The organism is Lysinibacillus sp. FSL P4-0201 (genome assembly GCF_038593425.1).
GTDB lineage: Bacteria > Bacillota > Bacilli > Bacillales_A > Planococcaceae > Lysinibacillus > Lysinibacillus capsici.
On sequence record NZ_CP151995.1, the window covers coordinates 3,875,285 to 3,901,698 of the forward strand.

25 protein-coding genes and 1 other annotated feature are annotated in these 26,414 nt (G+C 37.5%); of the genes, 10 read left to right on the forward strand and 15 right to left on the reverse strand.

What is annotated here, in order from left to right; genetic code table 11:
• Positions 1-129 precede the first annotated feature (129 nt).
• A complete protein-coding gene (locus MKY76_RS19545; RefSeq protein ID WP_016992098.1) occupies positions 130-675 on the forward strand; it encodes a DUF3267 domain-containing protein in 546 nt (181 codons plus the stop codon).
• Between the two features lie 70 nt (positions 676-745).
• Positions 746-931 carry a hypothetical protein gene (locus tag MKY76_RS19550; protein ID WP_008173337.1) on the forward strand — a complete coding sequence of 62 codons (186 nt, stop codon included), beginning with the start codon at positions 746-748 and terminating at the stop codon, positions 929-931.
• A gap of 245 nt (positions 932-1,176) precedes the next feature.
• Here MKY76_RS19550 and MKY76_RS19555 read toward each other — a convergent pair whose 3' ends face one another.
• Positions 1,177-1,281: a YjcZ family sporulation protein gene (locus tag MKY76_RS19555; RefSeq protein ID WP_004230765.1), complete on the reverse strand. Its 105-nt coding sequence runs from the start codon at positions 1,279-1,281 to the stop codon at positions 1,177-1,179.
• Positions 1,282-1,424: 143 nt separating this feature from the next.
• Between MKY76_RS19555 and MKY76_RS19560 the strand changes: the two genes are divergently transcribed.
• Positions 1,425-2,405, forward strand: coding sequence for a peptidylprolyl isomerase (locus MKY76_RS19560; protein WP_048391754.1), 981 nt, complete (start codon positions 1,425-1,427; stop codon positions 2,403-2,405).
• A gap of 63 nt (positions 2,406-2,468) precedes the next feature.
• Here MKY76_RS19560 and MKY76_RS19565 read toward each other — a convergent pair whose 3' ends face one another.
• The 4 genes from MKY76_RS19565 to MKY76_RS19580 all read right to left on the reverse strand — a co-directional run bounded on the left by MKY76_RS19565 (position 2,469) and on the right by MKY76_RS19580 (position 8,978).
• On the reverse strand, positions 2,469-3,773 hold the full coding sequence (locus tag MKY76_RS19565; RefSeq protein ID WP_048391756.1) for a HAMP domain-containing methyl-accepting chemotaxis protein: 1,305 nt from the start codon (positions 3,771-3,773) through the stop codon (positions 2,469-2,471).
• 165 nt (positions 3,774-3,938) lie between these two features.
• Complete coding sequence (gene yhaM / locus MKY76_RS19570; RefSeq protein WP_048391758.1) at positions 3,939-4,874, reverse strand: 3'-5' exoribonuclease YhaM; 936 nt, start codon at positions 4,872-4,874, stop codon at positions 3,939-3,941.
• On the reverse strand, positions 4,871-7,759 hold the full coding sequence (locus tag MKY76_RS19575) for an AAA family ATPase (RefSeq protein ID WP_342557054.1): 2,889 nt from the start codon (positions 7,757-7,759) through the stop codon (positions 4,871-4,873). Before MKY76_RS19575 ends, yhaM begins: the two co-directional genes overlap by 4 nt.
• Positions 7,760-7,763: 4 nt before the next feature.
• A complete protein-coding gene (locus MKY76_RS19580; protein ID WP_066037075.1) occupies positions 7,764-8,978 on the reverse strand; it encodes a DNA repair exonuclease in 1,215 nt (404 codons plus the stop codon).
• A 259-nt stretch (positions 8,979-9,237) separates the two neighbouring features.
• Between MKY76_RS19580 and MKY76_RS19585 the strand changes: the two genes are divergently transcribed.
• On the forward strand, positions 9,238-9,423 hold the full coding sequence (locus MKY76_RS19585; protein ID WP_036075853.1) for a YhzD family protein: 186 nt from the start codon (positions 9,238-9,240) through the stop codon (positions 9,421-9,423).
• 52 nt (positions 9,424-9,475) lie between these two features.
• Here the strand turns inward: MKY76_RS19585 and MKY76_RS19590 are convergent, their stop codons facing one another.
• Positions 9,476-10,258, reverse strand: a complete 783-nt coding sequence (locus MKY76_RS19590; RefSeq protein WP_048391764.1) for an enoyl-CoA hydratase — start codon at positions 10,256-10,258, stop codon at positions 9,476-9,478.
• Positions 10,259-10,396: 138 nt separating this feature from the next.
• On the opposite strand from MKY76_RS19590, the gene MKY76_RS19595 reads away from it, so the two are divergent.
• Positions 10,397-11,368: a rhodanese-related sulfurtransferase gene (locus tag MKY76_RS19595; RefSeq protein ID WP_342557055.1), complete on the forward strand. Its 972-nt coding sequence runs from the start codon at positions 10,397-10,399 to the stop codon at positions 11,366-11,368.
• 6 nt (positions 11,369-11,374) lie between these two features.
• Here MKY76_RS19595 and MKY76_RS19600 read toward each other — a convergent pair whose 3' ends face one another.
• Together MKY76_RS19600 and MKY76_RS19605 are read right to left on the reverse strand one after the other, a co-directional pair.
• The gene (locus MKY76_RS19600) at positions 11,375-11,497 is read right to left on the reverse strand and encodes a hypothetical protein (RefSeq protein ID WP_255349860.1); all 123 of its coding nucleotides are present in this window, start codon (positions 11,495-11,497) and stop codon (positions 11,375-11,377) included.
• Positions 11,498-11,510: 13 nt separating this feature from the next.
• Positions 11,511-13,160 carry an FAD-binding dehydrogenase gene (locus tag MKY76_RS19605; RefSeq protein ID WP_342557056.1) on the reverse strand — a complete coding sequence of 550 codons (1,650 nt, stop codon included), beginning with the start codon at positions 13,158-13,160 and terminating at the stop codon, positions 11,511-11,513.
• Positions 13,161-13,564: 404 nt separating this feature from the next.
• Positions 13,565-13,806, forward strand: a binding site (T-box leader).
• A 159-nt stretch (positions 13,807-13,965) separates the two neighbouring features.
• Here MKY76_RS19605 and serA point away from each other — a divergent pair.
• From serA to MKY76_RS19620, 3 genes are all read left to right on the forward strand, one after another.
• Positions 13,966-15,579, forward strand: coding sequence for a phosphoglycerate dehydrogenase (serA, locus tag MKY76_RS19610; RefSeq protein WP_342557057.1), 1,614 nt, complete (start codon positions 13,966-13,968; stop codon positions 15,577-15,579).
• Positions 15,580-15,675: 96 nt separating this feature from the next.
• Entirely contained in the window at positions 15,676-16,179 is a 504-nt protein-coding gene (locus MKY76_RS19615) for an RNA polymerase sigma factor (RefSeq protein WP_233732853.1), read from the forward strand.
• Complete coding sequence (locus MKY76_RS19620; RefSeq protein WP_115674058.1) at positions 16,169-17,092, forward strand: hypothetical protein; 924 nt, start codon at positions 16,169-16,171, stop codon at positions 17,090-17,092. The genes MKY76_RS19615 and MKY76_RS19620 overlap by 11 nt, the downstream gene beginning before the upstream one ends.
• A gap of 44 nt (positions 17,093-17,136) precedes the next feature.
• Here the strand turns inward: MKY76_RS19620 and MKY76_RS19625 are convergent, their stop codons facing one another.
• The 5 genes from MKY76_RS19625 to MKY76_RS19645 form a co-directional block, all read right to left on the reverse strand.
• Positions 17,137-17,925 (reverse strand): HAD family hydrolase, encoded by a 789-nt coding sequence (locus tag MKY76_RS19625; protein ID WP_048391774.1) that lies wholly within the window; start codon positions 17,923-17,925, stop codon positions 17,137-17,139.
• 132 nt (positions 17,926-18,057) lie between these two features.
• On the reverse strand, positions 18,058-18,306 hold the full coding sequence (locus MKY76_RS19630) for a DUF3006 domain-containing protein (protein WP_054548649.1): 249 nt from the start codon (positions 18,304-18,306) through the stop codon (positions 18,058-18,060).
• Entirely contained in the window at positions 18,293-19,483 is a 1,191-nt protein-coding gene (locus MKY76_RS19635; protein WP_342557058.1) for an MBL fold metallo-hydrolase, read from the reverse strand. Before MKY76_RS19635 ends, MKY76_RS19630 begins: the two co-directional genes overlap by 14 nt.
• A 69-nt stretch (positions 19,484-19,552) precedes the next feature.
• Positions 19,553-20,899, reverse strand: coding sequence for a GntP family permease (locus tag MKY76_RS19640; protein ID WP_048391781.1), 1,347 nt, complete (start codon positions 20,897-20,899; stop codon positions 19,553-19,555).
• The gene (locus tag MKY76_RS19645) at positions 20,900-22,039 is read right to left on the reverse strand and encodes a glycerate kinase (protein WP_342557059.1); all 1,140 of its coding nucleotides are present in this window, start codon (positions 22,037-22,039) and stop codon (positions 20,900-20,902) included.
• Between the two features lie 165 nt (positions 22,040-22,204).
• Between MKY76_RS19645 and MKY76_RS19650 the strand changes: the two genes are divergently transcribed.
• On the forward strand, positions 22,205-23,302 hold the full coding sequence (locus tag MKY76_RS19650; protein ID WP_103118805.1) for a sugar diacid recognition domain-containing protein: 1,098 nt from the start codon (positions 22,205-22,207) through the stop codon (positions 23,300-23,302).
• Between the two features lie 22 nt (positions 23,303-23,324).
• Here MKY76_RS19650 and MKY76_RS19655 read toward each other — a convergent pair whose 3' ends face one another.
• Positions 23,325-24,830 carry a coproporphyrinogen III oxidase gene (locus MKY76_RS19655; protein ID WP_342557060.1) on the reverse strand — a complete coding sequence of 502 codons (1,506 nt, stop codon included), beginning with the start codon at positions 24,828-24,830 and terminating at the stop codon, positions 23,325-23,327.
• A 165-nt stretch (positions 24,831-24,995) separates the two neighbouring features.
• Here MKY76_RS19655 and MKY76_RS19660 point away from each other — a divergent pair, with 165 nt between their 5' ends.
• Positions 24,996-25,394 (forward strand): hypothetical protein, encoded by a 399-nt coding sequence (locus MKY76_RS19660; protein ID WP_054548655.1) that lies wholly within the window; start codon positions 24,996-24,998, stop codon positions 25,392-25,394.
• A gap of 50 nt (positions 25,395-25,444) precedes the next feature.
• Here the strand turns inward: MKY76_RS19660 and MKY76_RS19665 are convergent, their stop codons facing one another.
• Complete coding sequence (locus MKY76_RS19665; protein WP_288585657.1) at positions 25,445-26,356, reverse strand: copper amine oxidase N-terminal domain-containing protein; 912 nt, start codon at positions 26,354-26,356, stop codon at positions 25,445-25,447.
• Positions 26,357-26,414 lie beyond the last annotated feature (58 nt).

Consider the following 26,414-nt stretch of genomic DNA (forward strand, 5'->3'; position numbering starts at 1 on the left):
ATTCAGGAATGAGTCATGTGAAAGGAGGTATTTCAGAAATATTTCTGAAGTACCTCCTTTTTCTTGCATTCTAACATAATTCAATTTACATTAAATAGGACACTTCCTATTCGGAGTTGATAAAAAACCATGCATTGCTGGAAAATTTTAAATTTAGAACATCATTACGGTACTACGCGTATTATTATAATGGGTGTCATTACTTTTTTATTGGTCTTTTCTGTTTCGTATGTAACGTTTAATTTATTTAATGAAGAGCATTATACAGATCGACTATTCTGGCTCTTTGTGATAGCTGTGCTAACACTTTATCCCATTCACAAATTTTTGCACTTTGTGGCCCTATTTGATTTACGCCAACATTTAAAATTACGTGTACGTAGTCAGTTTTATATAATTCCTGTTTTACACATGCGAATTCGAGAGCCATTATCTAAAAATCGATACATCTTAGCATTACTTACGCCTTTTATCGTTCTAAATACTAGTATTATAGTTGGAACATGGCTTTTACCAGCCTATACCCATTATGGAACATTGCTGTTAGCCTATCACTGTAGTCTATGCCTGATTGATATCCTTTACGTAAAGTATCTCTTGAATTCACCTAAAAATTCACAAATAGAGGAAACACCTAAAGGCTATGAAATTTTAGTTCCACCGACCGTTCACTAAATTGCTTGTACTTGTTTTTTATTGACGTTCTTTGTTATGCTATTACTATTGAAAGAGGGGAGGAATAGACTTGCTATTAATGATTGTAGTTCTATTCTCGGTATTCTATTTATTTCAAATTAACCGCATGACATATGCTCTATGCATGCGACGTGAAATTCCCGAAGAAAACCAACCAAAAATATTCCGAACTATAAATATACTTATTACTATCCTACTTGTCTCATTCTACATTGAAATTTTATATGCAGTTTAACAGAAGATTCCATTACGCCGAGGCGTAATGGAATCTAAATTTTTTCGGGCTTTTTTGAAAAGCCCCTTTCAAAACATGTGCACCATCCGCGCCCGTCCGCACGCTTGAAGATAAGTCGAGCCCCCCATGCAACAACTTTTACTAAACAAATAAATTGTTTAGAACCTAAGGCATGCGGCGCGAATGTCTAACATTGTTAAGAAAAGCTAAGAGTTAAAGCTCTTAGCTTTTCGCTGTTTTATTAATTAGTATAGGAACGCTGCACCAACGATAATTAATAAAATAAATAACACAACTAATAAAGCAAAGCCTGAGCCGTAGCCACCGCCACCGTATCCTCCGTTGCCCATAACTTCACCCCCTTTCTTTTCTATATCCTATGCGCTTCAAAATTTGAAATATAGGCAATACTCAAGGGGGAACCATTTTGTTTTTAAAACGTTTATGTTATAGTAAAAAATGGACGAAACCATGTTAGGAGAGAATATCCACTATGAAAAAGACAGTTTTATCTTTAACTTTAGCTGCATCTGTATTAGCGCTTGGTGCTTGTAGCGGCGGAGACAGCAAAGCAATCGTTACTTCTAAAGTGGGCGATATTTCAGTAGCTGATTTTAATGAAAAGGCAAAAGCTTTAACAGGCTCATATGTAATGCAGCAAATGGTGACTGAAAAAGTTTTAGCTGACAAATATGAAGTAACAGATAAAGAAATCAAAGAAGCGTATGACACAACTGCATCACAATTTGGTGATGGCTTTACACAAGCGCTTGCTGAAAGTGGTTTAACAGAACAGGGCTTTAAAGATTCTTTACGTGTTCAACTTCTTCAAGAAAAAGCTTTAAAAGATCAAGCCATTAAAGAAGAAGATGTGAAAAAATACTACGAGCAAATGAAAACAGAATTAAATGGTCGTCATATTTTAGTAGCAGATGAAAAAACAGCAAAAGAAGTAATTGAAAAAATTAAGGGTGGCGCTAAGTTTGAGGACGTTGCAAAAGAGTACTCAACAGATACTGGCTCTGCTCAAAAAGGTGGAGAGCTTGGATGGTTCTCTGTAGGTTCAATGGTAGATGAATTTAACGATGCCGCTTATGCTCTTGAATTAAATACATTAAGTGAACCAGTAAAATCTAGCTTTGGTTACCATGTAATTGAAATTACGGACAAGCGTGATGTAAAAGGTGTTGGTTCATTTAAAGACGAAGAAGAAAACATTCGTTCAACTATGTTAAGTAAACTGAACCAAACTGGTGAAGCTCAAACGATTCTTAAAGATATCGTTGCAAAAATGGCTAAAGATGCCGATGTGAAAACATCTGATAAAGATTTAAAAGAACCGCTTAAATTCTTTACAACAACAAGTGAAGAACAAGCAAAAGCAGCTGAAGAAGCAGCTAAAAAAGCTGAAGAAAATGCGCCAAAAGAGGATTCCGAAGATAAAGCAGAAGATACTGACAAGGAATCTAAATAATTAGAGTATAGTATATAACAAAAGAGAAGCACCCTGATACATCAGATGCTTCTCTTTTTTACTCTATTTTACTTTAAATTGGCTAATTTCAGTTTGTAGGTCATTTGACATTGTCTGAAGAACATTTGCAGCACTTGCTATTTCCTCATTAGAAGCACTTTGTTGCTCGATAGATAAAGCAATATGCTGTATGCCCGAAGATGTGCCATTTGCTATGCCAACGACTTCTTTTACAGCCTCATCTGTTTGACTAGCTTTCTCATTGACACGCAAGACAATATCCTTTACCTCCGTTGTACGATGACTTATCTGTTGCAAATATACGACTATATTTTTAAAGGTATCGCCTGTCTGTTCAACAGACTCACGGCCTTCCTCCACAAACTGTGTACCGCTATTAATAGCATAAACAGCACTGGAGGTTTGGTTTAAGATATCATCCACCAATGTTCGAATATTATCTGCAGCCTTTCCAGATTCCTCTGCTAGCTTTCTTACTTCATCTGCTACTACTGCAAAGCCTTTTCCAGCCTCTCCTGCACGAGCTGCTTCAATAGATGCATTTAATGCAAGCAAGTTTGTTTGATCTGTAATACTTGTAATCAACGCTACAATCGTACTGATTTCCTTCGATTTTTCGCCTAAAGCATTTACAACTGCAGTTGACTGATGAACAGATTCATTAATGGTATTCATTTTTGCAATCGTTTGCTCAATTAACTGTAATCCTAAATCAGCCTTTTGGTTCGTTTCATTTGCTATTGAGGCAACTTCCTGAATAGCAGAAGATGCATGATCCATATCTTTAGTAATTAAATGTGCTGATTCAGATAATAAATCCATTTGCCTTAATTGTCCTTCTGCACTGGAGGCAATTTCCCCAATGGCACCCGAAATAGTTTCAACTGTTTGACTGCTTTGTTCGGTAATCGTTGTAAATTCCTTTGTAAAGGTTGATACATCTGTCGATGCTTTATTCGTCTTTTCAATGACCGTCCCAATTTGTTCTAGCATATGATTAAATTCAGTCGATAATTGACCAATTTCATCTTTTAATCGATCATCAATACGAACAGTTAAATCGCCATCAGCAGCCTGGGTCATAGCATTTAACACACGCTTTACACGCCTTAAGACAATATACCTTGTACATAAAGAAATAATTACTGTGCCAATAAATAACGAAATAAATGTATTAATGGCAACCCCAGCACTTCCATTCAAATGCACTACCTTCTCGAATTGACGACTAACAAATTCTGAAATATGGGAGCTAATAAATAAACTTATGCCGATAGCTAGTATCATTTTGAAAATTAAACTTTTCCAAAACTTAATTTTCCGTGAAAAAAGTCCCTCTGTATCCATTACTTTTCCCCATTCCTATAATTTCTCTCTCTATTCTAAATTAAATATTCACATTGGTACAATAGTTAGGCACTACAATTAAATATATGAATACTTAGACTCAGAGAAATTAATATCGAATAGCTAGACAGCAACGTTAGTTTATGGGACGATTGATATTGCTTTTTAAATAGTAGGCTTATAGAATGAACGATTATCAAGTGGGAAGAGTCTCTCTGTAAATTCGCCCGGTGTCGTTTTACCTAATGCCCTTGTTAACATATTCATCTTTGCATCAATGTTATCGATATAATGCAAAATTTCTGCTTCCTGAATCATAGGTTTTTTCGGGCTACCCCACTCTTCTTTCCCATGGTGTGACAATACCATATGCTGCAACAGCATGACTTCTTCACCTTCAATTTCAAGCTCACTAGCAATCTTAGCAATTTCATTTACCATAATCGTAATATGACCTAATAAATTGCCCTCCACTGTATACATTGTGGCAACTGGGCCTGATAACTCTACAACCTTGCCTACATCATGTAAAATAATTCCAGCATATAATAAGTCACGATTTAATGTTGGATATAGGTCAGCAATGGCTTTACCTAGTTTGAGCATGGAGACCATATGATCTAATAAACCTGATGCATAGTCATGATGATTTTTAGTCGCTGCTGGAAAAACTAAAATAGCCTCTTGATGTTTTTTAATTGCTGCTCTAGTAATCCGTGAGATATTAGGGTTTTTAATGTCAAAGAAAAATTGCGTTAATTCTTCATATAGTTGTTCTTTTGGTGTTGCAGAGGATGGCACTAAATCGTGAATAGCAATTCCTTCCTCTGGCTTAGCAACACGGATAGATTTAATACGCAATTGATTCTTTCCTCTATAGTCATGAATCTCTCCGCCAACACGTACAATGGCTTCCGCATGGTACATCTTTTCATGATCCTCATTCGTATCCCATAGCTTTGCCTCTATATCCCCACTCTTATCTTGTAATATTAGCGACATAAATGGCTTCCCAACGGTTGTAACCCCTTTTGTCGCTTGTTTTATTAATAAAAATTGATCAACTACTTCTCCAACTTGGAGCGTCGTAATCCCTTTCATGTTGTCGCCACTCCCCTTTCATTTGCTAATGCTCCTATATCGACAATCTGGTTTTTTTGCCAATAGTTGAGCATTGTGTCATGACAAGTAAAATATAAAATTTGACGTTCATATCCTACTTCTTTCATTAATTGTACCATTTTGTCTGTGCGGTTTCGATCAAAATGGACAAAAGGATCGTCCATAATCATTGGAAATGGTGCAGCGCTCACTAGGGTTTTTGCTAGAGCCATTCTCAATGCAATATAAGCTTGCTCTTTGGTAGCCTGGGACAACTCCACCATTTGATAACGTATCCCTGCAGCATCCTGCGCTACAAAATAACCATCCTCATGAATCGAAATTTTGTCATAGTTTCCTCCTGTTAGTAAACGGAATATAGCATTTACCTCTTCAAGGACATGAGGTAATTTTTCTTCACGAAGACGGAATAGGGTTTCATGAATAGCTGTCGCCACAGCTTTTTTAGTTGCCCACTGCTCAATTAACTGCTGCAATTCCGTTTTCTCCTGCTCAAACTGTTGAAGTAATTGACCATACTTTTCATCATTTAATAGCTGTTCTTTTTCCATTAGCAAAGCAGCACGTTGTTCCAGACATTGATCAATTTCTAGTTGCAATGATTGCTGCTCTTGTTCTAAAGCACATATGCGTTCGCTAACAGAGTCCTCAATCAGATTTTCCTTCTGTTGAAGATCGAGTGAAGATAATTGAGCCTGGACGGTTTGCAATTCTGTCTCAATTTTTCTTCTCTGTTCAAATTGCTCATGCATTTCATAATAAGCCTGTTCATTTTGGATCTTTGCTTCTTTGAATAGCTCGTACATTTCAGCAGTATAACGATCCATTCTTGATTGTCCACCTTCTATTTTTATTTGAACGCTGGCTAGCTGATCTTTTGCATGCAGTGCTTGCTGCTGTTGCTGTTGTGCTTCAAGGTAGGCTGTTCGTAAATGCATATAAATTTCATGTTCATTATAGGCTCCCTCTAAAACCCGTTGAAGCTGCTCATAAATGTTGTTCTTTTCTACCTGCGTTTCTTGCAACAGACTTGAGGTACTGTTTCTTTTAGCTGCTAATTCTTGTACACCACGAATACGCATAAATAATTCGGGCATTAGCGATCTGGCTATCGTTCCTTGTAAGCGATAACGCTTTAAAAAATGTTGGAGCGTTTGAGTGGCCTCTTCACTCTCTACCTCCGTTAGTTGAATTTTATATTCAAGAGAAGTATATTGCTGCTCCTTCTCTTTCTGCTGTTCATTGATGTGCAACCAGCGATCTTCATATCTTTGCTTCTTTGCAAGAACTGCTTGTACTGTCAATTCCTCTTGCTCTAACTCCCGTAGGAGGATGCTATGCTCTTTATTAGTAGGTTCATTTGCTTGCTTAACATATCGAATAAACAAAAAAGTTAGCAATGATAAAACTGCTCCAATTAGAATTACAACTATGTTTTTTTCAAATACACCATAAGCAAACGACATGAAGCAAATCAGTAGTACAAGCCAGATAAAGTCATGAGGCTGCTTCTGCTTACTGCGTTGCGATTTGGCAGAACGTAGTTGCTCAAGCCTCCGCTTTTGTTGAGGCCATTGTGCTAAAATATGTTCTTCCTCACTTGTTAATGACTCACGCATTAGCTGTTGCTTCTGTTTGGCTATTGCATCTAATTCTAGGTGTACTTGCTCTAGTGAACGTAGATGAAATTTTAGCTCTTCCTCCGCCTCCTCTAATTTACTTAATTGAAGCTGAAATTGTTGCTCCTGTTGGAGTGAAACTGTTTCGTTCAAAAGATTTTCTTGTGCTTCTTTCTCTGTTACACCTAGTAAACGAAACTGTGCTTCAATTTCTTGTTCGAGCAAAAATAGATCATCCTGTAAATTTTGCTCTTTCACCATTAGCTGATGCCACGTTGCCTCTTTTTGCATAAGATAAGCCATTTCATTGACCTTTTGCTCATCCACTGTTGCAAGTATTTTCTCCTGCAATATTTGATGCTGCTGCTTTAATTGCATCAGTTGCTGACTTTCATGTAACAGACGATCCTTTACCTGCTCATACCGTCTGATACCCTCTGATGGAAACTGAACATGTTGAAAATTGGTCATTGTCTGTTGCAATGTCTGTTGCTGCTTGAGGAGAGGGAGTGCTTGCTTTTGAATAGTTAATTGCTGCCATTGTTGCTGTTGCCGTTTTTGCGTACCAAATAGCTGTTCTAAATTTTGCTCAAGTAATTGTAATTGCTGTAATTTATCCTCAAAGGTTTGAATCTTCCCCTGTTCCTGTTTAATTGTCCGCTCAAGCTGCTTTAGTTGTTCAATCTTTTGATTAATCAATGGCACTTTACCTGTCTTTTTAAACAGCTCACTAGCCTCTTTATCCATTTTCTTTTCAAGTGCGGATAAATACTGAATACCTGTTGTACCTGAGGCAAGTAGCAAATGGGTTAGCTCCTCTTCAGACATTTTTTCAATACCTTGTAGTTCATGCAGCGAAAAAGAAAAAATGGCTTCAAAGGATGCCCTAGAATATCCATATAAAAGCTTTACTAACAACTCCTCATGCCCCGTCGTTCCATCCTCTAGGTAGACAGTAACATCACCAGCAGCCTTTCCTTTCACACGTTCAATTGTACATTGACCATAAATAGGGTGTAAAAGTGTCAGCTGACCTCCATATTTCGTTGAAATTTTCGGCTCATATTTGCGCTGTATCTGCTGCCTTGTTGGGAAACCAAAAAGCATTTGTAGTATAAACTGCTGTATCGTCGTTTTTCCTGCTTCATTTAATCCATAAAAAATAGTGACACCATCATTTAACGAAATGGAGATATTTTCATGCTTACCAAAGCCATAAATTTGGATTTTCTGTATTGTCAGCATGTAATCACGCCCTTTGAATTTCTTCTGCTAATAATGTCTGTGCACGATGGGTTAAGTTCTCAATATCCTTTTCACTAAGTGGCTCTATCAGCCTCGCACCACCAGCATATTGGTACAAATCTTTTAGAATATCCTTCCATTCATTACTGTCCCATTGTTCCATTAAGCTCACAACGGATTGAGTTGTTGCTGTATGCTCATAAAATCTCGCTGCCTTTTGCAACACCATCTTTTGTACCCAACACATTGGGTCAATACCTTCCTCAGCCTCTCGAATAGTCTCTAACCATGCATCTACTGTTGCATGTTCAAATAAAGCTTCCGTTTGTTCGTCAATATTTTGCAAATGAAGCTCTACTACCGATGCGCCATACTTCTTCCTATTAGCTGTAATAGCTTCTGCACATCTCTTCAATAATTCATTGGCGTGTACCACATTCGTACAATCCACCTCAATGGTGCTATAAACAACAGCAGAGGTAGAGATAAAATCAAGCTCAGTCGATGTTTTGGATAGCGTCACATCATAAAAGCCTTTCATTCCTTGTTCTTTACGATGTCGACTTTGAATATTGCCTGGATAAACAATTGGAGGGTTTTGATGTAAAAGCTGTCGTTTATGAATATGGCCAAGCGCCCAATAATGATAGTTCTTTTCAAGTAACTGTTGTTTTGTAAAAGGGGCATACACATCATGTGTTGTATTGCCTGCCTCACTGCCATGAAGCATACCAATATGAATGGCATGCTGATCATGTGCAGTTGGATAGCTTTCAATAACAGATTCCTTTAAATGACGTTCAGGATAGCTAAAACCATATATATTCACTTGTTGACCCCGTATTTTTAATTGAACTACACTCGTTTCAGCTGGTAATTCATAGACATTACTTGGTAAAGAAAAGCGTGTCCATGTACCATTTAAATGATCATGATTTCCGTAGCTCACAATGACAGGGATATTGTGTTGAAAAAGCTTCTCCATTGCATCTTGAAATCTTCGTTGTGCTTGCAAGCTACGATTTTCACCATCATAAATATCCCCAACAATTAGTAAAAAATCAGGTTTTTCCTGAATCGCTTTAAGGATAATTTTATCAAACGCTTCAAAAGTGCTTGACCGTATTTTCTTTAAAATGGGTTCGGGTAGACCAAATAAGCCCTTAAATGGACTATCTAAATGTAAATCTGCCATATGGAAAAAACGAATTGCTGACATCCAATCACCTCAAATAGTAGATAATTCTCTCTTTAGTACAAAACCAAAGTAATAATATGTTGTTTATTCAAAACCGAATATTTGTTCTATTTTATCATAACTCATGTTTGATGAAAAATGCTATTACGGAAAAAAACAACATTGCCTTACTTTTTCCACAATTTTCGTAATTTATCAAAAAATCCACTAGTTTTACCGTGAAGTTTATAAATCTTCTATGTATAATAGAAATATATTCAAGTAAAAGGGTGGGGTCTGTATGGAGAATTATCGTTTTACAGCTTTTGAAAAAACAGGGGAAACATTGTTTGATGAAACTTGGACTTTTGAAAATGATGAGGCTGCTAAACTAAATGGACAACAACAAATTGAGGAAAAAGGTGTTGCCGATAAAACTCATCGTCTTGTAAACGCTTCAGGTAAATTAATTTTATTCCATGTTTAGTGGCTAATAAAAGGCACGTAGTCAATAGTTTGCTACGCGCCTTTTATTATTTTTATTTGCCTACAAAGACAGGCGTTCTTTTCTCTACAAATGCATGAATGCCCTCGACATGATCTGTTGTTTTACGCATTGCAGACTGGCCCTCAGCCTCTAATGCTAAGATATTTTCTAACTGTGGCATATTTTGTGCATGTAGAATTTTTTTCGTTGTAATCATGGAAGAAATCGGGGATGCAAGCATTTTCCCCACCACCTGATCTGCCATTGCAAATACAGTGCCCTCTGGTGCAATATAATCAATTAACCCTGCATCTAATGCTTCTTTTGCTGTTAATACCTTTCCCTCCCATATCATTTGTTTCGCTTTAACAGTACCTACACGCTCCTTCATGAAGAAATGACCGCCCCCATCTGGAATCAGTCCAATTCCAATGAAATTCATAGCAAGTTTACTATTTTCACAGGCTACAATAATATCTGCCCCTAGTGTTAGACTAAATCCTAAACCTGCTGATGCACCATGAACCGCTGCAATCACAATCATTGGTAGCTGATAATATGCCTTCACGATACGTGTCAGATAAACCATTGCCTCATCAATATTCAGTGGTTTGCTTTCATCTAGCATTGCTTTTATATCACCACCCGCAGAAAAGACCTTTCCTTCTCCACGAATAACAAGCACCTGAATATCTTTTTCCTGCTGTAGAGCCTCAAAGCATTCTGCAAGTTCACGCATCATGACATCATCCATTGCATTCATCGCCTGTGGACGATTCAATGTTAAGGTTGCTCGACGTTCTAATTTTTCTAATGTAATCGTTGAAAATTCCATCTCTATAACCCCCAAATATGAATAGTCATTCACTATGTATAATTCGTGTTTTTTTAGAAAACTCCTTCTCTCTAAGCAAAATTGCTCCTGTTATGCTATATTAAAGGACGAATATCGAGATAAAGGTGGTAATGTATTTTGACACAAAAAGACTATCGTGTATTACTTTATTATAAATATATTACGATTGAAGATCCTGAAGCGTTCGCAGAAGAACATTTAGCATTGTGTAAAGAGATAGGGCTTCTTGGTCGTATTTTAGTAGGTTACGAAGGTATTAATGGAACTGTATCAGGTACCATTGAGCAAACAGATGCTTACATGAATCATATGAAGGCAGATGCTCGTTTTAGCGATATGATGTGGAAAATTGATGAGACTGAAGGGCATACCTTTAGAAAAATGCATGTACGTCCTCGTCGAGAAATTGTTCACCTCGGTTTAGAACAGGATATCAATCCGTTAGAAATCACAGGTGATTATTTAACACCTAAAGAATTTATGGAACAGATGCAAGATGACAACACCGTGGTTATCGATGCCCGTAATGACTATGAATATGATCTCGGTCATTTCCGAGGGGCTGTTCGACCAGATATTGAAAACTTCCGTGACCTACCTGCTTGGATGGAGGCGCATAAAGAAGATTTTGCAGATAAAAAAATCTTAACTTATTGTACAGGTGGTATTCGCTGCGAAAAATTCTCTGGTTGGCTAAAACGCGAGGGCTATGGTAAGAGCGTAGGTCAATTACACGGCGGTATTGCTACATATGCGAAGGATCCTGAGGTAAAAGGTCAATTATGGGATGGTCAAATGTTTGTTTTTGACCGCCGTCGAAGTGTACCGATTAATCAGGTGGAACATGTTATTGTTGGGAAGGATTATTTCACCGGGGAGCCTTCTGAGCGATACACAAACTGTGCAAACCCAGCGTGTCATAAGTTAATGCTTTGTGAAGAAAAACATGAGGCATTTTACATGCGAAGCTGTTCAAATGATTGTCGCCGTGCAGAACGCAACTTTTTCGTGGAGGAAAACGGTTGGACAAAGGAACAGGTTGAAGAACAAATTGCTAAGATTGCAGAGGTCCAACAATCAAATTGTTAATCCATTTCATAATTTAATCAAGGTGCGCATTGCTGTTGGATTTCTGCTCAAAACTTCAGCATAGTGATCTACTCCAACATTATCAATCCATTTAAAAAGAGCATCGTTCATCAAAACGATGCTCTTCATTCATTTATGCACTTTATCCTTGCCCTAAATAACGCCCTACCTGGCGTCCACTAAATAAACAACCACCAACAAATGTCCCTTCTAAAGCGCGGTAGCCATGGACGCCACCGCCACCGAAACCACTTACTTCACCAGCAGCAAATAACCCAGGAATTGACTGACCGTCCATGCCCAAAACAGCGCCATTTAAATTTGTTTGTAAGCCACCTAAAGTTTTCCTTGTTAGAATGTTTAAGCGAACAGCAATTAAAGGCCAATTTTTGGTATCTAAAATTTTATGTGGCTTGGCAACACGCACCCATTTATCCCCAATATAATTTCTTGCTCCATGAATAGCGTTTACTTGCAAATCCTTTGTAAACTTATTGTCCATTTCCCGATCTCTTGCCAAGATTTGCTCTTTAATCTTCATGAAATCAAGTAGCTCATTCCCAGCAAGTTTATTCATTCCATCTACAAGTTCCTTTAGATCATGTGCAATCACAAAATCCTCTCCGTGATTTTTAAAAGCTTGGATAGGAGCAGGTGGGCCTGGTAAAATGCGTTTTAGAACATTGCCAATGCTTTTGTTTGTTAAATCTGGGTTTTGTTCCGAGCCAGATAAAGCAAATTCTTTCTCAATAATTTTCTCCGTTAAAATAAACCAGGAATAGTCATAACCTGTTTTTTGAATCGCCTCTAACGTACTGAGTGTATCAAAACCTGGAAAGTTGGGTGCATGAAAACGATTCCCCTCTGCGTCAAACCACAGGGAGGAGGGACCAGGCAATATCCGAATTCCATGGTTGGGCCATATTGGATCCCAATTTCTTAAACCCTCTGTGTAATGCCACATGCGATCACGGTTTACAATGCGTCCCCCAGCATGTTCCGTGATCTCTAGCATTCTTCCGTCAACGTAAGCTGGTACACCACATACCATATTTTTGGGAGGGGTTCCTAATCGAGCAGGCCAATTTTTTCTCACTAAATCAAAATTTGCCCCAATACCACCACTTGCCACAATCACAGCTTTAGCTTCGTAGGAAAATTCACCGATTCCTAATCTCGAACTTTTTTCACCTCGATTAATAAAGGTTTCAGCTAGCACCGTTCCGCTAATTCCTATAATCTTCCCTTCTTGCTGCACAAATTCATCCACACGATGTCTTGGCTTGAAGTCAATGAATCCTTCTTTCATAGCCTGTTTTACTTTATCTACAAATGGCTTTACAATGCCAGGGCCTGTTCCCCAGACAATATGAAATCTAGGTACTGAATTGCCATGCCCTCCTGCCAATGAGCCTCCACGCTCTGCCCATCCAACAACAGGGAAAAACTTTATACCTTTTGACTTTAACCAGTCGTATTTTTCACCTGCAGCAAAATCGACATATGCTCTTGCCCATTTATACGCCCAGGAATCCTCATCTTCTAAACGATCAAAACCTGCAGTTCCTTGCCAATCCTGCCATGCAAGCTCCTTACTATCTTTAATTCCAAGCCTTCTTTGCTCTGGAGAATTTACTAAAAATATTCCTCCAAAAGACCAATATGCCTGTCCTCCGATTGAATTTTCAGGCTCTTGATCTACTAAAAGAACTTTTTTCTTTGCATCGATTAATTCACAAGCTGCGACTAATCCTGCGAGACCAGCACCGACTATTGCAACATCGTACTTCATTCTTACACCCCCAAATCAATCATCCTTAACTAACATTCTTCTCTCACAGTCTGTTTACCTTCTACTTTTTATGTTTTTGTCTAAAATGTGACAAACAAAAACGTTCGCTTTCTTAGAACAAATCCATGGATAATTAGCATAAACCCTCTATTTTATTCCATTTAATTCCCATATAATTTTTCATGCTAAAACTACACAGAAACCTGATACTATCGGACTTTTCAAATATCGTTAGCGCTTTCATTGTATTCCCCAAAAAGACGAACAATACAACAGTATTATATAAATAATATTCGTTTTTAGTTATTTTTCAGACTTTTGAAGTCAGTATTTTTAAAGTTTTTAAGAAATATCGTTGACAAAGGTGAACAATAGGGATTATGATGTTAACAAATTTAATCACAAAAAATATAACGACGGAGACACACTAGTCGCAAGAAAATCCAAAGAGAGCTGATGGTTGGTGCAAATCAGTGATTTCTACGATAATAGTTCCACTCCTGAATAGATAGGCTGAACAACTTAAAAGTAAGCTTATCCGTCTCATGCACGTTACGCATATAGCTAAGACTGCCAGAATAAATTTTCCAGCAGTGATTAAGGGTGGTACCGCGAACCAAAGTTTATACAGCCTTTCGCCCCTTACAACACACTAACTGTGTTTGTAAGGCGTGGAAGGCTTTTTATATTGTCTTCGATTTAGAAAGGAGATTGTTTGTATGCTGTAAGATGTTCGAATTTTACAAATTTCAGACTATCGTAGATAAAGCCATAGCCAATAATGATAAAAAAGGAGCTAATTATAATGACTACTGCAACAAAAACAAAAACTATTAACGTATTTATCGCTGATCCACTAAGTGAGGATGGTATTTTCCCATTACGCCAGGAACAAGATTTAGATTTAAACATTATTGTAGACACAGGTTTAGCACCAGAAGAATTAATCGCTAAAATTGCTGATGTAGATGTATTACTTGTTCGTTCTCAAACAACGGTAACACGTGAAGTAATTGAAGCAGCAAAAAGCTTAAAATTAATTGGTCGTGCTGGTGTTGGTGTCGATAATATTGATCTTGCTGCTGCTACAGAACACGGCATTATCGTGGTAAACGCACCAGATGGTAATACTAACTCAGCTGCCGAACATACAATTGCGATGATGACTTCACTTGCCCGTCATATTCCACAAGCTTTTAATACATTAAAAAATGGCAAATGGGATCGCAAATCTTTTGTTGGCGTGGAGCTAAAAAATAAAACTTTAGGCGTTGTAGGTTTTGGTCGAATTGGTGTTGAAGTAGCTTATCGTGCTAAGGGTCAACGTATGAATGTTATGGCATACGATCCTTTCCTAACAGATGAACGTGCCAAAGAATTAGGTGTAACAAAAGCAACGGTTGAAGAAATCTGTGTAGCTGCAGATTTCATTACAGTTCATACACCACTTTTACCTGAAACTCGCAACCTTATTAATAAAGATAAATTTGCGATGATGAAAGATGGCGTACGTATTATTAACTGTGCACGTGGCGGTATCATCAATGAAGACGATTTATATGATGCAATCGTAGCAGGTAAAGTGGCTGGAGCAGCTCTTGATGTATTTGTTTCTGAACCAGCAACAGATCATAAGCTACTGACTTTACCACAAGTTATCGCAACGCCTCACTTAGGAGCATCTACAATCGAGGCACAAGAATCTGTAGCGGTTGACGTATCAAATGACATCATTAAATTTTACAAAACAGGTACTGTAACAAATCCAGTAAACATGCCATCTATACCTAAAGAGCTTCTTGCACAAGTTGAGCCTTTCTTTGAATTAGCTGAAAAACTTGGTTCATTCCTATCACAAGTGACAACAGAGCCAGTCAAAGAAATCAATCTATCTTATGCTGGAGAAGTAGCAAACTATGATGTTCGTCCATTAACTTCAAATGCGTTAAAAGGTTTATTGTCTAAAAATCACGGTAATCATGTCAATGATGTGAATGCTCGTTACTTATCTGAACGTATAGGTATGAAAATTAATGAGCACAAAACAACAACAGCAAAAGGCTTTACAAGCTTAATTACTATTGAAATTATTACTGCTAACGAAACACATACTGTAGCGGGTACACTATTAAACGGTTTAGGTGCACGTATTGTAAAAGTAGAGGACTATGTTGTTGACGTCATTCCACAAGGCCACCTTCTTTACATTAAAAATACTGACAAACCAGGTGCAATTGGCCGTGTAGCAACAAAGCTTGCAGAAAAAGAAATCAATATCGCAACAATGCAGGTTGGTCGTGCACAGGTTGGTGGTACAGCGGTTATGATGTTAACGGTTGATAATGTTGTAACAGAAGAAGATTTAGTTTTTGTGGCACAGCTTGAAAACATTGATGAGGTAAAAGCCATTAACCTATAATTAATAATAGCAAGAAGCAGGGAGTCTCTACTCTCTGCTTTTTATTTTGGGAAAATGATACTTTTCTATGAGTTCTTCGTCATTAAAGAAAAGGAGGTGTTCAGCTTGAACATAGAAGAAATATTTTACTTACATAATCACACCATTTTTAAATACTTATATTACTTACTAAATGATGAAAAATTAGCGGAGGATTATACACAGGAAACCTTTGTCCGTTATTTGAACCATCACCAAACAATAAAAGAAGGAGCCGATCTCGCTTGGTTGCGGTGCACTGCACGCAACCTTGCCTATGATCATTATCGTCGGAAAAGGATTATTCAGTTTGTCCCTTTTTTACAACAGCATGAAGAACAAGCGTCACCTTCTCCTCATCAATGGCTGATGCAACGAGAAGATGCCAAGATACTGTATCTTGCAATTCGAAAACTAAAAATTACCTATCGTGATGTGATCATTCTGCGCAAAATAGAGGGGCTTTCCATCGAAGAAACCTGCGCTATTCTTGGCTGGAATGAGGGGAAAGTAAAAAACACATTAAAACGAGCACTCATCGCATTAAAAAAACAGTTAGGAGGTGAGATGGATGAAGAATGATAAGAAGACATGGCAACACTTAGATGATTTAATGTTATCTGATCAGCAGCAAAAAAAATTATTACGCAATATGACAGAGCCCTCAGTAATTAGTAAACAAACTACTGGAAATGGATGGAAAATTCCTTCTGTGTCAGTGCTATTTATAGTAGTTCTTTCTTTATTAATTTTAACTTTTGTTCAACGTCCGACTGATTCTCCTATGACAATGGATTCCTCCAAAGCCATCCAACGTGTCTACTTAAAGGAGAATCTGAACAAGGATACCTTTATAGCAAAGGATTCTTGCCTTTATGTTCCTCAGCAATGCTATGCTCATTCAAAGGCTATCACACAGCTACAACAGAATTGGGACAACGCTTCTCCTATAACAATATCCGCTAGTCAATGGAAAAGTGGTACTATCTATGATATTTTGATTCTCTATAATGACCGTACACAAGAGAAATGGAAGGTACTCAATAACAAGATTTTCTTCAATGTTGAAACCCAGCAAGCCTTTCTGATTGAAGAATCAATTGACTCTCTACGCTATTTTTATGATGAGAAGCGGTCGACGAAACTTATTTTAGGGAACATTTTCATCCTACTTATGCATTTCATCCTATGGATTGCTAAAAAAAGAATGCCTTATACAGAACGTCGCTTTTTCGCTGCGACAGTTGAGCATGCTATTGCCAATGCCATCATGCTCGTGTTGTTTGGAGGTATTTCATTTGGTATCTATCTTGTCCACCATACAATTCATGCAACAATTATTTATGGCCTTTTCTCACTCTACTCCTTTATGCAAATCTATTATCGTAAAAAGGCTGGTGAACCTAAGGGTTACTTAATTGCTAGCGCTCTTGTTCAGCTTTGTATAGCGATAGCTTTTACATGTTTATACCTTGGACTGAATGTCTATTTTTAATAAAAAAATGTACTGACTCCATGAAGGGTCAGTACATTTTTATACTATAGCTTATTTACAAGCTCCAACAACGCTGTCAAAGAATCCACCTCATAGGTAGGTGTCACAGCCCCGTTGGCGATATTGCTTTCACGATTAATCCATACATTGCGCATTCCCACACGAGATGATCCTAAAATATCAGTATTAAGATTGTCGCCAACCATAATTGCCTCGTCCGCTGTAATACCTGCTTTCTCCATCACAAACTCAAAAATAGATGCGTCCGGCTTACCTTTACCAAAGTCACCTGAAATAATAATATGATCAAAATATGGGGCAATTTCTGGTGTGATTTCTAGCTTTAAATTTTGCAAACTTGGTGCGCCATTTGTAAGCAATACAAGCTGATATTTTCCTTTTAATTCATCTAACACTGCAAAAGTATCTTCGTATAAAAATGGCGCTACTTTACGCTCGGCTACAAAGCGCTCTCCTAGCTCCTCTCCAAACGCTGTATCTTCAATACCAAGAGCAGCTAACCCTTTTGTCCAAGCCGCTGCACGATAGCTAGGAACAATTTCCTTCATTTTTTGGAAGGAGTCCGTCGAGTCGTCAAACGTTCCCCAAAGTCCTTCAAATGGATTGATACCAATTAATACCGTATAATCATATGTTTCATAACCCTCATATAAAGCACGTGCCTCTCGGCGAACAGCTTCCTCTAGCTCAGTAGGATTCACATTATGTACTGTTGCTGCATAGTCACATGTTTTTTCAAATGCAGTTTTGACTGATTTTTTATCCCATAGTAGTGTATCATCTAAATCAAAAATAATTGTATTTATCGACATTTTTGTCCGCTCCTAGCTCCCGATTAATACTACTATTTTAGCATATTTTCAAAATATTTAGGATAACAATTTAAGTACAATTCCTGTATCTAAAAACAAGCTGTACGTCAAATCTTCACAGCTTGTCATGTATTAATTATTTTTATTTCGTAAACGATTCATTAAACTCTGAAGGTCTGCTCTTTTTTGTTGTGTTTCTTCTTTTAAAATTTCAATATGGTAAATACCATCTTTTTCTTCTATCTGAACACGATCACCTACTTGCACAGGCTTGTTCATGGCTGACTGTGAAATAATGAGTTGTTCCTCTTCTGCTGGAAAATTTAAGAAAACCGCATAGCCATCTTCAATACGGTCCAATGTGTATTTACTCAAGCTCACTTACAAGTTCCCCTTTCTCATTCCGTAATTGCGCTGCATCTCCAGCATTTAACCAAATTTGTTTAGTTGTCCATTTCAAATAATTTTGCCCTTCCCGTGCATTGGTTCCACTAGTAATATAAATCGTTTTCCCTGGCTGTAAAGAAAGATTAGGGAAGTTATAAACTTGATGCCCTTCAATTGAAATAAGCTGCCAATCTTTTAAAGATACTGCGTGTTGTCCACTATTTTTAATTCCTACAATTTCAGTAACTAGATCCTTACTAACGATTTCAATAGCTGTTGTCGGTTCTTCTTTAGATAGTATATTACCAGTTTCTACACTAAAAGTTTCCTTACCGTTCACCGTATAGTTTACCCCATCTGTGGACACCGTAATCGTTCCTAAATCCGCGGTGGCATATATTTTACTACCAATAGCCTGCAAACGGTCCACAATTTCTGCATGTGGATGTCCATACTTATTATCCTCTCCATAACTTAATATCGTGACCTCTGGTTTTACAGCCTGAATGAACTCCTCTGAGCTACTTGTGTTAGAGCCATGATGTCCAGCTTTTAAAACTGTTGCTTTCACATCATACTGCAACATTTCCTTTTCTAATGCCACTCCCGCATCTCCTGTCAATAAAAAAGAGACATTCCCATAAGTCATTTTTAAGACAATGGAGGCATCGTTATTGTCTGTAGCCTGATCATTGGCATTTAAAACTTTCACATTTACATCCTTATCAAATTCGATATCATCGCCGATTTTTGGCACATGATAAGGAATATTTTTTTCATCGATACGTGTCAGCATCTCTTCAAAGGTTTGCGATGTATGTACTTTTCCCGAATCATAAAATTGCTCAATCGTCATGTTATCTAATACAGGAATAAGCCCTCCAATATGATCAGCATCTGGGTGTGTTGCTACTACAATATCAAGCTTATTTATCCCAAGTTCTTTTAAATAAGAGACAATCTGTTGCCCTGCGCCCTTCACTCCCCCATCTATAAGCATCGTTTTACCACTTGGTGATTCGATCAGTATAGAATCCCCTTGTCCTACATCAATAAAATGAACCTGCATTTCATGACCAGCTGTTACAGGAATTTTCTCTGTCTTGACTGCCTCGTTACAGCCGGCTAATAAAAAAAGACAAAGGAGTAATACCTTTATTATTTTTTTCATCTACTAACTTCCTTTCTATTTTCCTATTATACAAAAAGAGAGCTAGCCATGGGCTGCTCTCCTTTTACTTTAAACAAATATCCACCATAAAATCATCGTAATAATAATAGTCACAAGCCCTTGAAGTAATGTGGCCACCGTTTGGGCTTTATAGGCTTGTGTTACTTCCATACCACTATACTGCGTAATCACCCAAAAGAAGCTATCATTCACATGGCTAACTGTCATTGCTCCTGCACCTATTGCCATCACCACTAATGCTAATGGTACCGCTCCATCAATTCCCAATGTCACAAGCATTGGGGCTACTAAAGTAGATGTAATCACAAGAGCTGTTGTAGAAGAACCTTGAGCCGTTTTCAACGCTGCTGCTACTATAAACGGCACAAGAAGGAATAATGTACCTGAGGCAAACATACCTAAATCCATTTCTTGAAGCATTTCTCCAACACCAGCATTTTTTATAACAGTTCCAAACGAACCACCAGCCCCTGTTATAAGTAAAATTGGTGCTGCTTCTTTTAGACTTTCGCCAATCCAACCTGTTAATGTCGTTTCATTGATTTCAGGTAATAATAAAAAGGCTGCTGCTACACCTAAAAATAAGGCCACTGTTGGAGAACCTAAGAATTTAAAGATGGTATTGAAAGTCGCTTCCGTATCACCAACTAATGCTGCTATAGAACCCAAACCAATTAACACAATCGGCAGAACGATTGGTAAAAATGCTTTAAATGTTGAGGGCATTTTACCAAAGGATTTAATGACTTCCTCATAATCTAATGCCTCTACCTCATCTTCAGGAACGCGAATTTTTGTCGCAACTTTTACTGACCATAGATAACCTACGAATGTCGCTGGTATCGCGACTAATAAACCAATGACAATGACTGTTCCTAAATAATCTGCTGCGCCAATATTTCCTGCTGCTGCAATAGGACCTGGAGTTGGTGGTACTAATACATGCGTCGCAAATAAGCCAGTTGCTAAAGCTACTGCCATAGATGCAATCGTAACATTTGCTCGCTTTGCTAATGATTTTTGCAAGCTGGATAAAATAATAAAGCCAGAATCACAAAATACTGGTATGGATACGATATAGCCAATTAAAGACATCGCTAATTGTGGACGTTTAGGTCCTACAATTCTTAACACTACTTCTGCCATTCGATAAGCAGCACCTGATTTTTCTAATATTAAGCCTATAATAGTACCAGCAATAATGACTAAACCAATACTTGTCATTAAGCCTCCAAATCCAGTATTAATGCTTTCCACTACTGTCAACAATGGCATACCTGAAGCAATTCCAACGAAGAAAGCACTGATTAATAAAGCTAAAAACGGATGAAGCTTTAACTTAGCTGTTCCTAAGACAACAAATAATACCCCTATTAATATAATAATGAACAACATCTAGACATCCCCCTTTTGTAAGTAACGCTCTATCATTCTTTTAGTTTTTAACCGAATAAAGTGTGCAGGTTCTTGCATTGCCTGCTGCACATCAATCTCCTCATCTACCAATGACTCAACAGCTGTAAAATACGCTTGTAATGCTGCATTTGCCTTGGTATCAATTCCTCCAGACAGCAGCATCGCCTCTACATTCGCTTGCTTTGCAGCTTTTGCTACACCTAATGGTGCCTTACCATGTAATGTTTGAAGATCAGATTTTCCTTCACCCGTTATCACTAACTGTGCTTCTGCTAAATGAGCCTGAAGTTGTACAGCGTCCAGCACAAGGTCAATTCCTGCATGGAAGGTTCCTTTTAAAAAAGCGATTAATGCGCCCCCCATTCCCCCAGCGGCTCCAGCACCTTTATAGTCATGTAATCGTATAGCAAATTGAGCTTCAACAATATCTGCAAAATGCTTTAAACAACGATCAAATTCAGCGACCTGGTGTTTTTGAACACCCTTTTGTGGACCAAAGATGGCAGTGGCTCCTCGTTCACCAATAAGCGGATTATCCACATCACAGGCAATCGTAAATGTGGATTCTGCTAATCTAGTGTCTAGTAGACTCATATCTATGACATCTAATTGCATAAGGTTAGAAACACCAGCCTCAAGTTCCACCCCTTCCGCTGATAATAACCGCACACCTAATGCTTGTAACATACCAGTACCCGCATCATTTGTAGCACTCCCACCAATGCCAATAATAAATTTTCTAAAACCTTGATCAAGTGCGGCTTTAATTAATTGTCCTGTGCCATAAGATGTAGCAAGTTCAGGATTTTTCTCACTTTCTTGTAACAGCATAATACCAGATGCTTGAGCCATCTCTATTACACAGGTTACTTGATCGCCCAGTACACCATATTGAGCCTGGATAGCTCTTCCCAATGGATCAAGCACAGTTGCTGAGCAATATCGACCATCTGTAGAGGCAATAAGTGAGTGCAGTGTACCTTCACCACCATCTGCCACTGGTAGTATAATTGTTTCAATTGAATGATCCACATCTAAGATTCCTTTTTGCATTGCCTTTGCTACTTCAACTGCTGACAGAGTACCCTTGTAGGAATCTGGACTAATGATAACTTTCATGTTATACCTCCACTTATGTCGTCCATTGACATTTACGTAAATTTTCATATCCCTAAGTTAAGCGCTTACAATTTATTATAATGACAATAAATTCAGAAAACATTATAATAGGTGTACAATTTATCTGTCATATAACAGGCTGTTTTTTATGAGAGGTGTATAAACATGTTGACAAAAAAGTTAGCAGAAGACATCGTCCATCAAACGATGTTGCGCTTGCGTCACAATATTAATGTTATCAGCCCAAGTGGAGTCATTTTAGCTTCTGGGGATAAAATGAGGGTGGAAAATATTCATGAAGGTGCACTATATGTAGCACAGACAAAAGAGACTCTAATTATAAATGAGGAAAATATAGCACTTTATCCAAACACAAAACCAGGCATCAATATGCCAATTATGTATCAAGATGAGGTTGTAGGTGTTATAGGTATTACAGGAGATTCAGACGATATGCTTGAAATTGCTAATCTCGTTCAACTCACAACAGAGATTATGGCCCATCAAGCGATTGTTGAATCTAAAAGCGAATGGCAACGAAAGAATAACGATTACATATTTGAAGCACTCGTTCACGGAAGTAAGCTAGACGGAACCTTAACTGAACGGATTCAGAAATTACCATTTGCTCTTTCGGGCCCTTTTCAGGTGATTTTAGTGAGCTTAAATGAAGCATCCTACGCAGAAAATACAATACCCTTCTTTTTTGAGGATCTATTTTACAAACAGCCTATTCTTGCTGGTCATAGCCAATTACAGGAATACTATATCCTACTAACAAATTGTATGGAGCAAAATTGCCGTCCTATTATAAAAGCACTGCGTAAGCAGAAGCAGAAACTTCCCTCCCTTCAAATTGGTGTAGGGCCTGTGGTTCAGCATTTATCACAGCTTCCCTATAGCTACCAAGGTGCCGGAACAGCTCTAAAATTTGCTACAATCAATAATGAATTGACTTTTTTTGAAGATGTCGAGTTATATTCCCTTTTTAAACCTCGTGAATCGGAGGAGGTACAAGCATTTTACCGTCGTGTACTCAAAAATTTAGACGCTAAACAATTGGAAACATTACAATCGTTTTTTGATTGTAATTTACAGCTAAAGCATTGTGCTCAGCATTTGAATATTCATCGACATACACTTACTTATCGTTTAAATAAAATAAGGGAATTAACAGGCTATGATCCGCAATACTTTGAGGATGCTGTTCTGCTAAAAATGGCCTGTACATTACGAACACTACAAACAATGAAGGCAATCTGAACAGATCAGATTGCCTTCATCATTAAGCCTTATATAATTCATTTAAAAATTCTATTTTCTTCCCAATAGCCTCTTCAAAGGTCATGATATAGGCAGCAGGATCTTTCGGATTATGGAATTGTGTAATTCTCCCTGTTTCGGGATGAACAAATTTTGAGGATGCCCCACAGCCAATTCCTAAGATTGTCTGCACTTCTTCCATAATAACGATATTATAAATACTTTCTTCTCCCGCTTTACTATAGCCGACATTTTCTAAATTACCTAAAATATTTTTCTGACGATATAAATAGTATGGAACATAATCATTTTCTTTTGTCCAAATTTGTGCCATTGCCATCATTTCAGCTACCGTATCACGGTCGGCTACTTTGTATTTATCCTTATTACGCGTCATCTCTGAAGCACGTTTAAATGATAGCGTATGAACAGTTAAAGACTCTGGCTGCATTTTTGCCGATTCCTCTAATGAATGTTGGAATTCTTCAATCCCTTCATTCGGTAGCCCAATTATAAGATCCATATTGATATTGTTCATACCTGATTCTCTTGCAAGCCAAAACTTATCAATGGTTTCCTGGACTGTGTGATGACGACCAATTGCTTTTAATGTTTCATCAGTATAAGATTGTGGATTTACACTAATACGATCAATACCCCATTTTTTTAGTACTTCTAATTTTTCTGGTGTGATGGTATCAGGTCTTCCTGCTTCAACTGTCACCTCTCGAATTGTTTCAGGGTTAGGGAATGATTCATACATCGTTTGATATAAGGCATCCATTTCATCGGCCTCAATTGAAGTCGGTGTACCACCACCCCAATAAATGGAGGTGATTTTCATATCATTGTCCTTCAGCCATTTGCCCATTTCGCGCAATTCAATATGCAAGCCATCTAAAAAAGTCGTAACACGCCCTTGCTTACGATTACTACCAATCGCATAGGCTGGGAAAGTGCAATATGCACATTTGGTAGGGCAGAATGGAATACCAATATAAACACTGATTTCTTGTCCAATGGCATCAAGATCAGGAATGGTCACTAGTTGTCGGTCCACAATTTTCTTTAATAGTCCAACTTTTTCCTTTGATAAGCGGAAATCTCGAATTAATAGATCAGCAATTTCTTGCTCACTTTTACCTTCTTTTCTAAATTTATGATACAGCTTTGTTGGGCGTACACCCGTTAAAATCCCCCATTGCTGATGCACTCCAGTATGCTGTTCAAGAACATCTAAAAATACATGTGACAATGCACGTTTTATGCGAATATTTAGCTCACGATCTGTTGCTGGGGACTCATATTGAATACTGTACTCATTCGTGTATTGCTTACCATCTACAATCAAGTTTGCTTTTGTAGAAATGGAAAAATCGTCTCCAGTCTGATAGTCAAATGAAGCAGACATATCTGCTCCCATTGGTTCAACCTTCAGCTTGGAATCCTCAAAAAATAAATTCGCAATATGATTTAATACGCGAATCCAATCTTCAGGATATTTTTGATCTATATGAATAATTTTCATTTCGTTTCGCTCTCTTCTTTTATATATTGCAGATTTAAGTTTAACAAATTTCTATGACTATAAGCAAAATAACAATTAGAATCTATAAAATAACAGAATATTCAGTTTAAATATAGACAAACTATTTTTTTGTCATTATAATTTTCAGAAAAGGTGGTGTCGAGAATGTTTATTTTAAAAAATGACAATTATACATCTGTTTCGAGCTTTATTCATCAAGTAGAAGTAGCATTCCACCATTTTGATTTAGAGCGCTGTGACGAAAAAACATTATATGTCACGGTAAAACTTAATTACGGCACACATAAAGTACTTTGTGATTTTATTTATATTATTGATCAACAAGAAATCTATGGCGCTATTTCAATTAACAAGCATTATGAAAAGACAAGGGTATTTATTCAACAGCATTTTCAGCAATTTTTATTGTATTCAGATGAAATGGTATTAGCTAAAAACTTCATGAGTACAATATCCTTTAAACAATGTCTCCAACAATTTGCGAAAAAGTATCCAGCCTTTATTTCCTCAAAGAACCATTACGCTCTAGCAATGGCTGAGTAACCACAAATAAAAATAGTATGCCAAGCATTGTTGGCATACTATTTTCTTAATTATTTTAAATATTCATCCACAAATTCAACAGGTACATATGTCTTTGTATCTTTTAAGGTCGGTGCGACTGTTAGTGTACGTAATGCCTTATTATAGCCAAATGTTTTTTCACCGCGAGTAATTGTGTAAGACATATTCCCTTTTGAAAGGATTGCCCCCTTGCCTGTAGAATCCACTTTGAAGCCAAGCTTTTCAGCGATCACACGTAATGGCACCATTTTTGTACCAGCTACTTCATAAGAATCTGATGCGATAATATTATCAATTTCTTCATTTATTGGATTCTTAGTAGTTGAGGAATCATCGTCCAGTACAATTACTTTAGATGGTGTTGTTTGAGCTGGGATACTTTTAGTAGAGGCCTTATAGAAAACAATCAGATGCTTCTCTGCTAAATCTTTAGCGTCCACCTTTTCACCTTTTTCATTGAATAGCTCTGTTTCTTTCCCAATATTTAATTTTAAAATATCATACGTATTAGTTAAATCTTCAAAGAAATAATCCACTTCTACAAAACCAACTTCTTCTGTTTCAACGATGACAACCTCTGGATTGAATTGTGGTGGATAAATATATTTTTGCGGTTTGTTAGCAAAGGTATAAGCTAATACTTTATCACCCTTTTGTAGCTCCACTTTCTTCCCAGTATTGTCGAACACGAGAGTATCTTTAGTAATTTCTAATACATTTGTTTGCTCGCCTTCTTTTACTGTGTAATATGTAATATTTTCCCCAACACGAACATCTTCCACAGTACCACGAGTATCATTAAAAATGTGTACGGGATCAATTTGTATTTGTGGTACCTCTGCTTCTGTAGATTGCTGCTCATTTGCTGAAGCTACCGGTACAAGGGCACTTCCAAATAATAATGCAGACATAGCTGCAGGTGCTATTTTTTTCATGTTCATAAAATCTCTCCTTATTGTTTGGATTCATAGTAGTAGTAGTTTTAAAATGGAAAAAGTT

Excerpts from the sequence above, each read along its gene's own strand:
- MKY76_RS19590 (WP_048391764.1), bottom strand. The coding sequence starts at position 10,258 with ATGGAATTTTCAACGATTACATTAGAAAAATTAGAACGTCGAGCAACC.
- MKY76_RS19660 (WP_054548655.1), top strand. The coding sequence starts at position 24,996 with ATGTTTATTTTAAAAAATGACAATTATACATCTGTTTCGAGCTTTATT.
- MKY76_RS19580 (WP_066037075.1), bottom strand. The coding sequence starts at position 8,978 with ATGTCAGCAATTCGTTTTTTCCATATGGCAGATTTACATTTAGATAGT.
- MKY76_RS19640 (WP_048391781.1), bottom strand. The coding sequence starts at position 20,899 with ATGTTGTTCATTATTATATTAATAGGGGTATTATTTGTTGTCTTAGGA.
- MKY76_RS19565 (WP_048391756.1), bottom strand. The coding sequence starts at position 3,773 with ATGGATACAGAGGGACTTTTTTCACGGAAAATTAAGTTTTGGAAAAGT.
- MKY76_RS19545 (WP_016992098.1), top strand. The coding sequence starts at position 130 with ATGCATTGCTGGAAAATTTTAAATTTAGAACATCATTACGGTACTACG.
- MKY76_RS19650 (WP_103118805.1), top strand. The coding sequence starts at position 22,205 with ATGTTGACAAAAAAGTTAGCAGAAGACATCGTCCATCAAACGATGTTG.
- serA (WP_342557057.1), top strand. The coding sequence starts at position 13,966 with ATGACTACTGCAACAAAAACAAAAACTATTAACGTATTTATCGCTGAT.
- MKY76_RS19655 (WP_342557060.1), bottom strand. The coding sequence starts at position 24,830 with ATGAAAATTATTCATATAGATCAAAAATATCCTGAAGATTGGATTCGC.
- MKY76_RS19555 (WP_004230765.1), bottom strand. The coding sequence starts at position 1,281 with ATGGGCAACGGAGGATACGGTGGCGGTGGCTACGGCTCAGGCTTTGCT.
- MKY76_RS19585 (WP_036075853.1), top strand. The coding sequence starts at position 9,238 with ATGGAGAATTATCGTTTTACAGCTTTTGAAAAAACAGGGGAAACATTG.
- MKY76_RS19645 (WP_342557059.1), bottom strand. The coding sequence starts at position 22,039 with ATGAAAGTTATCATTAGTCCAGATTCCTACAAGGGTACTCTGTCAGCA.
- MKY76_RS19665 (WP_288585657.1), bottom strand. The coding sequence starts at position 26,356 with ATGAACATGAAAAAAATAGCACCTGCAGCTATGTCTGCATTATTATTT.
- MKY76_RS19625 (WP_048391774.1), bottom strand. The coding sequence starts at position 17,925 with ATGTCGATAAATACAATTATTTTTGATTTAGATGATACACTACTATGG.
- MKY76_RS19600 (WP_255349860.1), bottom strand. The coding sequence starts at position 11,497 with ATGAAGAGCATCGTTTTGATGAACGATGCTCTTTTTAAATGGATTGAT.
- MKY76_RS19605 (WP_342557056.1), bottom strand. The coding sequence starts at position 13,160 with ATGAAGTACGATGTTGCAATAGTCGGTGCTGGTCTCGCAGGATTAGTC.
- MKY76_RS19635 (WP_342557058.1), bottom strand. The coding sequence starts at position 19,483 with ATGAAAAAAATAATAAAGGTATTACTCCTTTGTCTTTTTTTATTAGCC.
- yhaM (WP_048391758.1), bottom strand. The coding sequence starts at position 4,874 with ATGAAAGGGATTACGACGCTCCAAGTTGGAGAAGTAGTTGATCAATTT.
- MKY76_RS19575 (WP_342557054.1), bottom strand. The coding sequence starts at position 7,759 with ATGCTGACAATACAGAAAATCCAAATTTATGGCTTTGGTAAGCATGAA.
- MKY76_RS19560 (WP_048391754.1), top strand. The coding sequence starts at position 1,425 with ATGAAAAAGACAGTTTTATCTTTAACTTTAGCTGCATCTGTATTAGCG.
- MKY76_RS19620 (WP_115674058.1), top strand. The coding sequence starts at position 16,169 with ATGAAGAATGATAAGAAGACATGGCAACACTTAGATGATTTAATGTTA.